This is a genomic window from Actinomadura rugatobispora (genome assembly GCF_055379765.1).
The window spans coordinates 7441649-7453857 of record NZ_AP029191.1 but is presented as its reverse complement, the minus strand read 5'-3'; the positions used below and the strand labels follow the sequence as shown (position 1 = coordinate 7453857).

General features: G+C 73.6%; 10 protein-coding genes and 2 pseudogenes. 3 read left to right on the top strand and 9 right to left on the bottom strand.

All coding sequences use genetic code 11. The annotated features are described in order from the left end of the window. Positions 1-36: 36 nt before the first annotated feature. The 4 genes and pseudogenes from ACZ466_RS33375 to ACZ466_RS33360 all read right to left on the bottom strand — a co-directional run bounded on the left by ACZ466_RS33375 (position 37) and on the right by ACZ466_RS33360 (position 6163). On the bottom strand, positions 37-1017 hold the full coding sequence (locus ACZ466_RS33375; RefSeq protein WP_378286031.1) for a HEAT repeat domain-containing protein: 981 nt from the start codon (positions 1015-1017) through the stop codon (positions 37-39). A 229-nt stretch (positions 1018-1246) separates the two neighbouring features. Beyond that, a pseudogene (locus ACZ466_RS33370) lies at positions 1247-2893 on the bottom strand (ATP-dependent DNA helicase RecG); the annotation flags it as partial. 1071 nt (positions 2894-3964) lie between these two features. Further along, positions 3965-4456 (bottom strand): annotated as a pseudogene (locus ACZ466_RS33365) (OB-fold nucleic acid binding domain-containing protein); the annotation flags it as partial. A 75-nt stretch (positions 4457-4531) separates the two neighbouring features. Continuing rightward, on the bottom strand, positions 4532-6163 hold the full coding sequence (locus tag ACZ466_RS33360; RefSeq protein WP_378286032.1) for a DAK2 domain-containing protein: 1632 nt from the start codon (positions 6161-6163) through the stop codon (positions 4532-4534). A 239-nt stretch (positions 6164-6402) separates the two neighbouring features. Here ACZ466_RS33360 and rpmB point away from each other — a divergent pair, with 239 nt between their 5' ends. Next, on the top strand, positions 6403-6597 hold the full coding sequence (rpmB, locus tag ACZ466_RS33355; RefSeq protein ID WP_026341916.1) for a 50S ribosomal protein L28: 195 nt from the start codon (positions 6403-6405) through the stop codon (positions 6595-6597). 94 nt (positions 6598-6691) lie between these two features. Here rpmB and thiD read toward each other — a convergent pair whose 3' ends face one another. The 3 genes from thiD to ACZ466_RS33340 all read right to left on the bottom strand — a co-directional run bounded on the left by thiD (position 6692) and on the right by ACZ466_RS33340 (position 9402). Then, on the bottom strand, positions 6692-7507 hold the full coding sequence (gene thiD, locus ACZ466_RS33350) for a bifunctional hydroxymethylpyrimidine kinase/phosphomethylpyrimidine kinase (protein ID WP_378286033.1): 816 nt from the start codon (positions 7505-7507) through the stop codon (positions 6692-6694). Between the two features lie 59 nt (positions 7508-7566). Continuing rightward, complete coding sequence (locus ACZ466_RS33345; protein WP_378286034.1) at positions 7567-8370, bottom strand: cellulose binding domain-containing protein; 804 nt, start codon at positions 8368-8370, stop codon at positions 7567-7569. A gap of 111 nt (positions 8371-8481) precedes the next feature. Beyond that, entirely contained in the window at positions 8482-9402 is a 921-nt protein-coding gene (locus tag ACZ466_RS33340; protein WP_378286035.1) for a thiamine-phosphate kinase, read from the bottom strand. A 127-nt stretch (positions 9403-9529) separates the two neighbouring features. Here ACZ466_RS33340 and ACZ466_RS33335 point away from each other — a divergent pair, with 127 nt between their 5' ends. Continuing rightward, on the top strand, positions 9530-9763 hold the full coding sequence (locus ACZ466_RS33335) for an Lrp/AsnC family transcriptional regulator (RefSeq protein ID WP_131758312.1): 234 nt from the start codon (positions 9530-9532) through the stop codon (positions 9761-9763). A 13-nt stretch (positions 9764-9776) separates the two neighbouring features. Beyond that, positions 9777-10256, top strand: a complete 480-nt coding sequence (locus ACZ466_RS33330) for a DUF3515 domain-containing protein (protein ID WP_378286036.1) — start codon at positions 9777-9779, stop codon at positions 10254-10256. A 24-nt stretch (positions 10257-10280) separates the two neighbouring features. Here the strand turns inward: ACZ466_RS33330 and ACZ466_RS33325 are convergent, their stop codons facing one another. Then, positions 10281-11495: a cytochrome P450 gene (locus tag ACZ466_RS33325; protein WP_378286037.1), complete on the bottom strand. Its 1215-nt coding sequence runs from the start codon at positions 11493-11495 to the stop codon at positions 10281-10283. A 13-nt stretch (positions 11496-11508) separates the two neighbouring features. Beyond that, positions 11509-12156 carry a TetR/AcrR family transcriptional regulator gene (locus tag ACZ466_RS33320; protein ID WP_378286038.1) on the bottom strand — a complete coding sequence of 216 codons (648 nt, stop codon included), beginning with the start codon at positions 12154-12156 and terminating at the stop codon, positions 11509-11511. Between the last annotated feature and the right edge of the window lie 53 nt (positions 12157-12209).

Here is a 12209-nt window from a genome sequence, read left to right as displayed (position 1 = left end):
GCGGCCCGCCGTGGCTCCTCGCGGTGCCGCGGCCTGCTAGGCGAGCGCCCAGCGTACCTGCGTGCGCACACCCGGATCGGGATCGGTCAACGCCTCGGTCAAGGCGGTGACCACCTCGGGCCGATCCGAAGCCCATTGTTCCAGGGCCTGGACGGCGGCGCGCCGGACGTCCACGATGCGGTCGCGCAGAGCACTCACGAGCGGCTGGACGGCGGTGTCCGGATCGGCCTCGGCCAGCGCGAACGCGGCGCGGCGCCGAACCTGCCAACTCGAATGTGCGATGGAGATCACCACGCGGCCCTCCAGGGGTTCGGGCACGCCGAGCTCCGCCGCGGCGTCGAGCGCGGCCATCCGCACCACCGGGTCGTGGTCGGCGAGGAGGCCCTCCAGGGCGGGCAGCCCGGCGGGACGGGCCAGCCTGGCCAGGCCCTCGGCGACCGCGACGCGCACCTCGCGGGCGGGGTCGTCGGCGGCCTCGGCGACCTGGTCGACCGCGTGCAGGGAGATCAGCCCGAGCACGGCCTGCACCCGCAGGTGGGCCTCGCCGTCGTGCAGGCCCTGCGCGTACAGTTCGCCGGCCCCGGCGGTGAGCCCGGCGAGCAGCTCGGCGGCGGTGGCGCGGACGTCCTCCTCGCGGCCGCGGGCGGCGGCGAGGAGGAGCGCCTTGACTCCGTCGTCGCCGAAGTAGACCTCGGGGAGGTCGCGCAGCAGGCCCGCGGCGGCGCGGCGCACGTCGCGGTGCTCGTCGGCGAGGGCCCAGGCGAGGGCGTCGCCGGTGCCGCGCGGGACGTCGTCGCCCCGTCGCGCGGCCCCGGCCAGGGCGTCGACCGCGGCGGCCCGGACCTCGGGCTCGGGGTCGCGCAGGTGGTCCTCGATGGCGGCGGGACCGAGGGCCCCCGCGCCCGCGTGCAGCTCGTCCACGCGGGTGCGGGGAGTCCGGTCGGTCCGGCGCGTCTCGCCGTCGGTGCGGGGAGCGTCGTTCTGGCGGGTCTGGTCGTTCTCGTGGGTGACGGTCATGACGATGTGCCTCCGGGAAGCCGTCGGATCCTGGGGAAAGAGCGGATCAACGAGCGGAACACAGCGCGCTCGCCTGCCGACGGAAGTCGACGTGGCGGCGCACGGTGAGGGCTTGGACCGGATTCACCCCTTCATCGTGCGCGCAGTTCCCTATTTAGTCAACCGAAATAGTAGGGAACTTGACGAGAACCATGTCACGTTCCCCGCCCGCCCTTGACCGACGCCAAGGTCAGGTCTTCTCCAGGAAATCGGTGCGCTCGTCGTCCAGCAGCGCCGCCAGCTCCGCCGCCAGCCCGGGGTGCTCCGCCAGGTCGGGATCGGCCTCGACCAGCAGGGCGGCCTCGTCCCTGGCGTGCCGGATGACCTCCTCGTCGCGCAGCAGCGTCAGCAGCCGCAGGCTGGAGGAGCGGCCCGCCTGGCTCGCGCCGAGCACGTCGCCCTCGCGGCGCTGCTCCAGGTCGAGCCGGGACAGCTTGAAACCGTCGGTGGTGGAGGCGACCGCGTTCAGCCGCTCCCGCGCCTTGCTCTCCGGCTCGGCGTCGGTGACCAGCAGGCACAGCCCCGGCAGCGTGCCCCGGCCCACCCGGCCGCGCAGCTGGTGCAGCTGCGAGACCCCGAACCGGTCCGCGTCCATGATGACCATGCCGGTGGCGTTGGGCACGTCCACCCCGACCTCGATCACCGTGGTGGCCAGCAGGACGTCCAGCTCCGCCGCGGCGAAGCGGCGCATCACCGCGTCCTTCTCGTCGGGGTGCAGCTTGCCGTGCAGCACCCCGATCCGCAGCCCCGCCAGCAGCTCCTCCAGGTGCGGCAGCAGCTCCATGATCCCCAGCGGGGAGCGCCGCTCGCCGTCCTCGGGCGGCGCCGCGTCGCGGACGTCGCCCTCGTCGCCCTCCTGCCCGCCGATCCGCGGGCAGACGATGTAGACCTGCCGCCCCTGCGCGGCCTCCTCCTTGATCCGCTCCCAGGTGCGGGCCAGGAACGCGGGCTTCTCCGGCGGCACCACATGCGTGTTGATCTTCGCCCGCCCCGCCGGGAGCTGGCCCAGCACCGAGGTCTCCAGATCGCCGAAGACCGTCATCGCGACCGTGCGCGGGATCGGCGTGGCCGTCATGACCAGCACGTGCGGGCGGCCGCCCGCCACCTTCTCGCGCAGCGCGTCCCGCTGCTCGACGCCGAACCGGTGCTGCTCGTCCACCACCACCAGGCCCAGATCGGCGAACTGGACGTGGTCCTCCAGCAGCGCGTGCGTGCCGACCACGATCCCGGCCGAGCCGGACGCCGCCTCCAGCAGCGTCGCCTTGCGCGCCTTGGCCCCCTGCGAACCGGTGAGGAGCGCCACCCGCGTCGCGGTGTCGGCGCCGCCCAGCTGCCCCGCCTGGGCCAGCTCGCCGAGCATCCCGGTGATCGAGCGGTAGTGCTGCTGGGCCAGCACCTCGGTGGGCGCCAGCATCGCGGCCTGCCCGCCGCCGTCCACCACCTGCAGCATCGCCCGCAGCGCGACCACGGTGTTGTGGGTCGGTGTCCAGCCGTCCGTCACATAAAGGCGGTCGGGGTGCGCCACAGATATGCACTGCACCTCTTTGCGCCCCACATGCTCGATCGAGCGGAGCCCCTTGCGCCTGCGTTCATACTTGGAAAGGGGCCGCACCTTGTCGGCCTTCCGTGCCAACCTGAATGGCGGGAAGGCATTCGGAAGCTTGACAGAGGTGATCCAGAACCGCTTCCCCACCTTGGTGACCGGTCTGCACCGCGCGTACCCGCCCAGCGAGCGGGTCAGCCATGCGACATCCTCGGCGAGCCTCCTGGAGGCCGAGGTGAAGCTGACGTCGCGCCCTTCGGCTCGCAAAGTCCCATCGGTGTCCAGCAGACCTTGGAGCAGCGCGTGCCGCTCCTTGACGGGAGCGACCAGATACGAGGCCGGGACGAACTTCTCGTACGAGCCCTTTCCGTAGACATCGAGTTCACGCAAGGCAGCGAGTAGAGGATTTCCGGCGCCCCGGCGCTCACCGAGCACGAACCAGTCCAGTGGACGGCTCTCGCTCTGCCGAATCCGGCAGGCGTCCGGCATCGACTCCGAAACGGCTCGGAGGATCTCGTCGTCACGAGTGCTGATCGTGACCCGCCCGTACAGCAGGCAGCCATCGCCGAGCAGCACGCCCAGGAGGTAGGGATCGACGGGGCGCCCCTCCGGCCCCTCCGGACGATCCAGTTCGGGCGGCTCGATCAGCGGCACGTACCACTTGGCGTTTCCGGACTTCCGCAGCAGGTCATGACGTAGTTCGCGAGTGGTGAGGACTTTGAGGGCGCTGCCCCGGTGCCAGCCCGTGTCCGTCTTGACGGCCCAGAGGTGCTCGTCATCGCACTCGACCGCCGTCCCGTCCGAGAAGACCAGCCTGAACACCTCGCGCGCCCCCTGCGGAAACACACCCGTCACCACCGTCACCTCCCCCGACGGGGTGATGATCTCGTCGCCGACGGCGAGATCTCCCATCTGACGGAAGCCGGTCGGCGTCAGGATCCGGGCATCCAGAGGCTGCGCCTTGCCCGCGCCGACGTCGCCCTGCAGGAGGCGGTGCATCGGGTGCTCGAGAGAGAGGTCCTCGGCGATCTCGCGGCCCACCTCGCGCTGGCCCGCCGTCAACTCGAACGGCAGCCGGGCGTCGAACGCGTCCAGCAGGCCGCCCTCGATCGCGGGCCGCGCCTTGGCGGGCAGTGCGGCGGCGGCCATCCGCCGCTGCGCCAGCGCCACCTGCAGCACGAACGCCTCATCCCACTTCAGCCGCTTGCGGGCGCGCCCCAGCTCCTCCCAGGACCGCGGACGGTGGATGCCCTCGTACGCCTCGCGCAGCCCGACGAAGCCGTGCCGCTTGAGCGTGAGCTCCGGCATCGGGTCGGCGCCCGGCTCCAGGCCGTCCAGGACCATCCCGACCGACTTGCCGATCGTCTCGATGTCCAGGCCCTTGGTGGACGGGTAGATCGGGATGATCTCGTCCGCCCACTCCTGCGCGGCGTCCGCGGCGTCCTGGCCCGCCCGGTCCGGCACGACCTTGTACTGCGGGTGGGCCAGCTGCCGCTGCCCGCGCCCGCTGCGCGGCCGGTAGGTGCTGATCTTCCCCGCGAACAGGCCGCGGGTGCCCGGCGCCAGGTCCTTCTCCGGCCGGTAGGAGCCCTTGCGCCCGAAGAAGCTGAGCTTCAGCTCGCCGGTGCCGTCGGTGACGGTGATCTCCAGGACGTAGCCGGGGCTGCGGCTGAGCGTGCGGCCCTGGACCTTGACCACCTCGGCCATGACCGTGACGTGCTCGCCGTCCTCCAGCTCGTTCAGCGGCGTCAGCTCGCCCCGGTGCGCGTAGCGGCGCGGGTAGTGGTGCAGCAGGTCGCCGACCGTGTGCAGGTCGAGGCCCTTGGCCAGCACCTTGGCGGTCCTGTCCCCCAGCACCCTGTGCAACGACTCGTCGAGTTTCGCCACGTCGACCTTTCTACCGCGCACCACCGACCCTATGCGCGGGACCCGTCATTCCACGCCGATGAGGAGCGGGTAGCGGACCTGGCCGCCGTCGTACACGCCCACCTCCACGTCCGGGTGCCGGACCCGCAGGTGCTCCTCCAGCTCCCCGGTGAGGCCCGCGGGCGCGTACGTGCCGGAGATCAGCGTCACCAGCTCGCCGCCGCCCGACAGCATCCGGTCCAGGACCTGCCGGGCCACCTCCGCCTGCCCGGTCCCGATCACGGCCACGTCCCCCTCGATCAGCCCCAGCACGTCCCCCGGCTGGCACAGCCCGACGCTGGTGAACGCCTCCTCCGCGGCCACCTCCAGATGCCCGAACCGGGTCGCGCCCGCCGCCCGGGTCATCGCGATCACGTCCTCGGCGAACCGGCGCAGCGGGTCGTGCACCGCCAGCGCGGCCAGGCCCTGCACCGACGCCCTGGTCGGGACGACCGCGATCCGCGCCCCGGTGTCGCGGGCCCGCTCGGCCGCCGCCTCCGCCAGCGCCACCACCTCGGGCTCGTTGGGCAGCACGGTCACCTCGTCGCCCGCGGCCAGGATCGCCTCGGCCAGCACCGCCAGCGGCGGCACCGCGCCGGGCTCGCGCAGCACCACGCGGGCCCCGGTGCTCTCGAACAGCGCGGCCAGGCCCTCCGCCGCCGTGACCGCCACCACCGCGCGGCCCGTGCACGGCGCCTGCGGCTGCTGCTCGCCCTCGGCCGCGTGCAGGTAGGTCACCCGGATCCGGTGCGGACGGCCCGCCGCCAGCCCCGCCTCGATCGCCGCGCCCGCGTCGTCGGCGTGCACGTGGACGTTCCACAGCCCGTCGCCGCCCACCACGACCAGCGAGTCGCCCAGCCCGTCCAGGACCTCGCGCAGGTCCGGGACGGACTCGTCCGGGGCGTCCAGCAGGTACATGACCTCGTAGCCCGGCCCCGCCCCCTCGGCCCGCTGCTCCCGGACGGGCGCCTCGCCCGCCGCCCGCGCGGGCACCTCGTACCGCTCCGGATACTCCTCGGTGAGCACGGCGGTGAGGGCGTCCAGCACCACGCACAGCCCCGCCGCGCCCGCGTCCACCACGCCGCTGCGCGCCAGCACCTCCAGCTGCCCGGTGGTGCGCCGGAGCGCCTGCCGCGCCCCGGCCGCCGCCGCCCGCGCCACCCCGGCCAGCCCCGGCCCCGGGGAGTCCGCGTCGATCGCCGGGCCGGAGGCCGCCGCGTCGGAGCAGGCGACCGCCGCCTCCTCCAGGACGCTCAGGATCGTGCCCTCCACCGGGCGCTCCACGGCGTTCCGGGCCAGCACGGACGCGTACCCGAGGGCCTCGGCGAACGCGAGGCCGTCCCCGGCCGTCTCAGGCCGGCCCACGATCTCGGCGAGGCCGCGGAGGAACTGGCTCAGGATCACCCCCGAGTTGCCCCGGGCGCCGACCAGCGCGCCCTGGGTCAGCGCCCGCCACGTCTCGGCCGTGCCCGCGCCCTCGGGCAGCTCGTCCACCGCGTCGGCCGCCGACAGCAGGGTCAGGTGCAGGTTGGTGCCGGTGTCCCCGTCCGGCACGGGGAACACGTTGAGCGCGTCGATCTCCCCCCGAGTGCGGCCCAGCGCCTCCGCCGCGAGCCTGCTCCACCGCCGTACCGCCGCCCCGTCGAGGACTTCGCCCACAATCAGCTCCGCTCGCCGATCCCGCGCCGCCGTTTCCGCGGATACCTCTGTACCGTGCGGAGCGGTCCCAGGGGAACCGGAAGGGCGCTTGCGCCCGCGGGCCGATTCGCGTAGGGAACGAGCGGTGGGCTAATCTGAGTTCTGCGTTTCTTCCGGAACGCTTCCTGCGCGCCCCCGGTGCCCGATCCGGCACGGCGGTCGCTCCGGTTCAGAGCATCGACACCCACTTGGAGTTACCCGTGGCTTCCGTCTGCGACGTCTGCGGCAAGGGACCCGGTTTCGGCATGCGCGTCTCCCACTCGCACCGCCGCACCCCGCGCCGCTGGAACCCCAACATCCAGCGCGTGCGCGCCGTCGTGAACGGTGGCACCAAGCGGATCAACGCCTGCACGTCCTGCATCAAGGCCGGCAAGGTCGTCAAGCCCACCGTCTGACGCGCACCGCCCCGCGGGGGCGGCACCGCCAGGCCACCGGTCGGCTCATCGGATCGCGTTCCGATGAGCCGGCCTTCTGCGTTCCCGGCGCCGGTCAGCCGGTGCCGGCGCGGTGGCGCCAGCCGTGGTCGACCGGGCCGATGCCCGAGCCCAGCGGGAAGCCGGCGGCGATCGCGCCGGTGACGTACTCCTTGGCCTTCCCGACCGCCGTGGGCACGTCGTCGCCCAGCGCCAGCTGCGAGGCGATCGCGGACGCGAGCGTGCAGCCGGTGCCGTGGGTGTGCCGGTTGTCGTGGCGGGGCGCGGTGAAGCGGTGCTCGTGCTCGCCGTCGAAGAGCAGGTCGGCGGCCTCGCCGGGCAGGTGCCCGCCCTTGATCAGCGCCCACCGCGGGCCCAGCGCCAGGACCGCCTCGGCGGCCTCGCGCAGCTGCGACTCGTCCACCACCTTGACGCCGGTGAGCTGCTCGACCTCCCACAGGTTGGGGGTGACGACGGTCGCGGTGGGCAGCAGGACGGTGCGGACCGCGTCCACCGCGTCGGCGGCCAGCAGCGAGTCGCCGTGCTTGGAGACGCCCACCGGGTCGACCACGACGGGCGCGGTGGCGCCGGCCAGCACCTCGGCGACGGTCTCGACCAGGGCGGTCGAGGCCAGCATGCCGGTCTTGATCGCGTGCACCCCGATGTCGGACAGCACCGAGTCGAGCTGGGCCCGCACGGCCTCGGGCGGCAGCTCCCAGTAGCCCTGGACGCCGAGGGAGTTCTGCGCGGTGACTGCCGCGATGACGCTCATGCCGTGGGTGCCCAGGGCCAGCATGGTCTTCAGGTCCGCCTGGATCCCAGCGCCGCCGCCGGAGTCCGATCCGGCGATGGTGAGCACGAGCGGCGGGGCCTGCGGCGAATTCTGCGTCATAGCGCCACTTTAAGGCCGTTCGCGGCCCGGGGACCTGCGCGGCCCGCGGGCCCGCGCGGTCACACGCGCGCGCAGGGCAGGCTGTTCATCGTGCACGAGGAGGGCCCGCCGGCCTTGCCCTGCGCCGCGAAGGTGATCCTCACCGACTGGCCCGGGCCGAGCGCGGGAGCGCCGGTGGGGCTGCGCACCCAGCCGAGCTCGCCGGTGCGGACCACGGTGGCGCCGCTCGCGGAGACGATCGTGGCGCCGGGGATCCGGAACGCCATCGCCCACTTCGGCACGCTGCGCTGCCCGCGGTTGGCGATCGTGGCGGTGAACCGGAACCCGGTCGAGGAGACGGTGCCCATCTTGAACCGGACGACCAGCCCGTCGGCGCGCTGGGCGCCGCGGCTGGCGCGGTCGCCGGGGCCGCGCTGGGAGACCTGGCCCTCGCGGGCCTGGGCCGGCTCCTTGGGGGCGCCGCCGGCGAAGTTGAGGGAGATCTGCTGGGTGCTCAGCGCGTACGACACCACCCCGACCGCCAGGACCAGCGCGACGATCGGCAGCAGCGGCACCGGGACCGAGGAGAGCACCCGCAGCGGGGATTGCCTGGACGATCCTTTGGAGGATCCGGAAGGTTCGGGGGCGACCGGGGGACGGGGGCCGGGGGGCGCCTGCGGCGGGACGCCGTGTGGGGCATGTGACGGGACGCCGTGGGGAGCCTGCGGCGGGAGCCCGTAAGGAGCCTGCGGCGGGACGCCGTACGGCGCGGAGCCGTGGGGCGGAGGGCCGTAGGCGGACGGGCTCATGGAGCCGGAGGGGGGTTCCGCCTCGTCCGGGGCGGTCTCGTCCTCGCTTCGCTCAAGCCTGGTGTGTCGTCCCATCCCATCCCTCTTCGATCACAGGATGTATACCAAACACGCACCAAGCATGCCTACCAGACCGGCAAAGGCGCGCGCGGCGTCCCGCACGCTCCGGCAAGGATTCCCTCCCGATCAGTCACGGAAGTGATCCCAGCCGGCACCCCGGTAGGCACCGCCGTCGACCAGCACTCCCGCACCCTCGGTGACCCTGCCGACCACCGTCCAGGACGACGGGATCGCGGCCCCCGGGGGCACGGTGGCGGCGAAACCGTGGTCTTCCCCGCCGGTGAGGACGTGGCGAAGGCCACCCGGGCCGAGCACCGCCGGCACGGGCACCTCGGCGGTGTCGACCTCTATCCGCACACCGCTGGCCTTGGCGATGTGGCCGAGGTCCTGGAGAAGGCCGTCGCTGACGTCCAGCAGCGCGGTCGCGCCCATCGCGCGGGCCTCGGCTCCGGCGGTGTAGGGGGGCCGCGGCCGCCGGTGGGCCTCGACCAGTTCGGCGGGCTCGTCGCGGCCGTTCTCGAGGAGCTCCAGGCCGGCCGAGGAGTGGCCGAGCCGCCCCCGCACCACCACCAGGTCGCCGGGGCGCGCCCCGGACCGGGTCAGCGGCGGCTCGCCGCCCAGGTCGCCCAGCGCGGTGACCGCCAGGAGGATCCGGGGGGCGGCCACGACGTCGCCGCCGGCCACGGAGGTGCCGGTCATCTCGCATTCCTCGCCGAGCCCGGCGTAGAGCTGCTCGGCCCACTCCACCGGGGTCTCCGCCGGGACGGCCAGCCCGACCAGCAGCACGGTGGGCCGGGCGCCCATCGCGATGACGTCGGCGAGGTTCTGCGCGGCGGCCTTGCAGCCGATCTCGTACGGCCCGGACCAGTCGCGGCGGAAGTGGCGGCCCTCCACGAGCAGGTCGGTGGTGGCCACCACCCGCCCGTCGGGCGCGCGGGCGACCGCGGCGTCGTCGCCGGGGCCGAGTTCGACGGCAGGCCCCTGCGGCAGGCGGTCGGTCAGCCGTGTGATCAGCCCGAACTCGCCCAGCTCCCCGATGCTGCTCATCCGCCCCCGATCTCTCGCCCGCCGGCCGGCCGCCGCGCGCCGTTCGCCCAACCCCCGGCGCCCGCCGGGCCGCGTAACACGATACGGTGACCGTCCGACGGCTTTTTCTCCGCCCGGGGAGGACGTGATGGTGCAGGCCTACATCCTCATCCAGACCGAAGTCGGCAAGGCTGCCGAGGTGGCCGGCGAGATCGCCGGCATCCCGGGTGTCACCCTGGCGGAGGACGTGACGGGGCCGTACGACGTGATCGTCCGAGCGGAGGCGCGCAATGTCGACGAGCTGGGCAAGCTCGTCGTCGCGCAGATCCAGGCGGTCGAAGGGATCACCCGCACGCTCACCTGCCCCATCGTCCACATCTGACCGTCTTCTCCCAATGCGTTCCAGGTTCGTGCGTTCCCGGTCGCTGCCGCTCGTCCTGGCGGCGCTGCTGGCCGGGGCCTTGCCGGCCGGGTGCGCGGAGGGGGCGGTGCAGGTGCCGGTGCCGTCCACGGACGCGGCGGGCGAGCGGTTGTGCGCGGGGCTGCGGCTGCCCGAGCAGGTGCACGGGCAGTCCCGGCGCGACACCTCGCCCGAGTCGCCGCTGACGGCGGCGTGGGGGTCCCCGGCGATCGCGCTGCGCTGCGGGGTGCCGCGGCCCGCGGCGCTGCAGCCGACCTCGCAGCTGGTGACGATCAACGAGGTCGACTGGTTCGGGGAGCCCGCGGGCCGTCCGGTCACGTTCACGGCGGTGTCCCGGCAGGCGTACGTCGAGGTGACGGTGCCGAGCAAGTACAGCCCGCCCGGCGATGTGCTGATCGAGCTGGGCCAGGCGATCTCGGCGACGATCCCGAAGAAGCCCGAGGGCCAGATCTGATCGGGGACCCGTCGCCCGCCGCCGCTATCGCACGTCCAGGCTGACGGGGAGGGCGGCGAAGCCGCGCACGTTGGCGGAGTGGACGCGCCGGGCGCCCACGTGGTCCACCTCGTACGACGACACGGTCCGCACCAGTTCGCCCAGGGCGATGCGGGCCTCCAGGCGGGCGAGCCCGGCGCCCAGGCAGAAGTGCCGTCCGCCTCCGAAGCTGATGAGGCGCGAGGTGTCGCGGTCGAGGTCGTAGGAGTCGGGGCTCTCGAACACGCGCGGGTCGCGGTTGGCCGAGCCGACCAGAAGCAGCACCTGGCCGCCCTCGGGCACGACCTGGCCGTGCCAGGTGGTCTCCTTGGCGGCGGTGCGGGCGAGCATCTGGCTGGAGGTGTCGAAGCGCAGCGTCTCCTCGACCCAATCTCCGACGCGGTCGGGGTCGGCGAACGGCTTGGCGCCCTGGTCGGGGTTCCGGCGGCCCCAGTAGAGGGCGTTGGCCAGCAGCTTGGTGGTGGTCTCGTTGCCGGCCACGACCATGAGGAAGAGGAAGGCGATGATCTCGCGGTCGGCGAGCCGGTCACCGTCGATCTCGGCGTCCAGCAGCGCGGAGGTCAGGTCGCCGCGGCGCCGGGCGCGCCGTTCGGCGAGCATCCCCTCGTAGTAGCCGACGAGGGTGAGGGCGGCCTCCACGCCCGCGGGCGGGACGTCGTCGATGCCCCGCTCGCGGTGCACGACCAGGTCGGCGAGGCGCCGGACCTCGGCGCGGTCGCTCTCGGGGACGCCCATCATCTCGGAGATGACGTCCATGGGGAGCAGCCCGGCGAAGTCGGCCACGAAGTCGCCCTCGCGCCTGTCCAGGAGGGGTTCCAGGTGGCGGCGGGTGAGGCGGAGGATGTCGTCGCTCAGCGCGCTGACCCGCCGCGGGGTGAATCCTTTGGAGACGAGGGCGCGCATGCGGGTGTGCCTGGGCGGGTCCAGGGCGAGGAACGACGAGGTCTTGTGGGCGTGGGGCCCCCAGGCGCTCGGTTCCACGGAGACCCCGTTGGAGTTGGAGAAGGTCGCGTGGTCGCGGAAGGCCGCGGACACGTCGGCGTGCCGGGACAGCGCCCAGAAGCCGAGGTCGTCGTTGCGGTAGAGCGGGGCCTCTTCGCGCAGCCGCTCGTAGGTCGGGTAGGGGTCCTCGTGGATGGCGTAGTCGAAGGGGCTGTAGGCAAGGTCGCTGTTGGACGTGTCGCTGCTGGACGGTTTCACGGTGGCCGTCACCTCACTGGGGGTCGGGCAGGATGAGCTCGACCGTCTCGGCGAGCCGGTCGGCGACGCGCGCGTAGGAGAGGTAGCCCATGCCCGCGTGCACCAGCGCCCCCGTGTAGGCCATCTCCAGCGCGTGGACCATCCGGGAGCGGGCGGCCGGATCGCCGATGCCGCCGCCCTCGCCCTCGCCCTCGGACGAGCCTTCACCCTCGGACGGGCCGTCGCCGATGGCGGTCTGCAGCCGCTCCCGGATGGCCAGGCCGATCCGTTCGCGCAGTTCCCGCACGTCGGGGTCGGTGCCGAGCATGGCGGTGGTGCAGGCGGCGGCCAGTTCGGGCTCGTCGGAGACCAGCAGCACGGTCTCGCGCAGCACGGCGACGATCCGGTCGCGGAGCGCGCCGCCGGCGCCGACCGGCGGCAGCGCCGACAGCCGCCGCCAGAACACCTCGGTGATCAGGTGGTTCTTGGAGGCGAAGTAGGTGTAGGCGGTGGCCGGGGCGACGCCCGCGCGCCGGGCCACGTTCCGCACGGTGAGGCCGTCGTAGCCGGTCCCCCGGACCTCCTCGACCGCGGCGTCGGTGAGCCGCCGGACGGTGTCGGCCTGCCGTTCGGTGAGGCGGCGGCGGGTGGGCTCGGTGATCAGCCGCTGTGTTCCGGACACGTGTCCAGACATTAGTTCAGCCGCCGCGGGCCCGGCAAGCGCCCGGCCGCCAC

Excerpts from the sequence above, each read along its gene's own strand:
- ACZ466_RS33345 (WP_378286034.1), bottom strand. The coding sequence starts at position 8,370 with ATGGGACGACACACCAGGCTTGAGCGAAGCGAGGACGAGACCGCCCCG.
- thiD (WP_378286033.1), bottom strand. The coding sequence starts at position 7,507 with ATGACGCAGAATTCGCCGCAGGCCCCGCCGCTCGTGCTCACCATCGCC.
- ACZ466_RS33375 (WP_378286031.1), bottom strand. The coding sequence starts at position 1,017 with ATGACCGTCACCCACGAGAACGACCAGACCCGCCAGAACGACGCTCCC.
- ACZ466_RS33335 (WP_131758312.1), top strand. The coding sequence starts at position 9,530 with ATGGTGCAGGCCTACATCCTCATCCAGACCGAAGTCGGCAAGGCTGCC.
- ACZ466_RS33330 (WP_378286036.1), top strand. The coding sequence starts at position 9,777 with ATGCGTTCCAGGTTCGTGCGTTCCCGGTCGCTGCCGCTCGTCCTGGCG.
- ACZ466_RS33340 (WP_378286035.1), bottom strand. The coding sequence starts at position 9,402 with ATGAGCAGCATCGGGGAGCTGGGCGAGTTCGGGCTGATCACACGGCTG.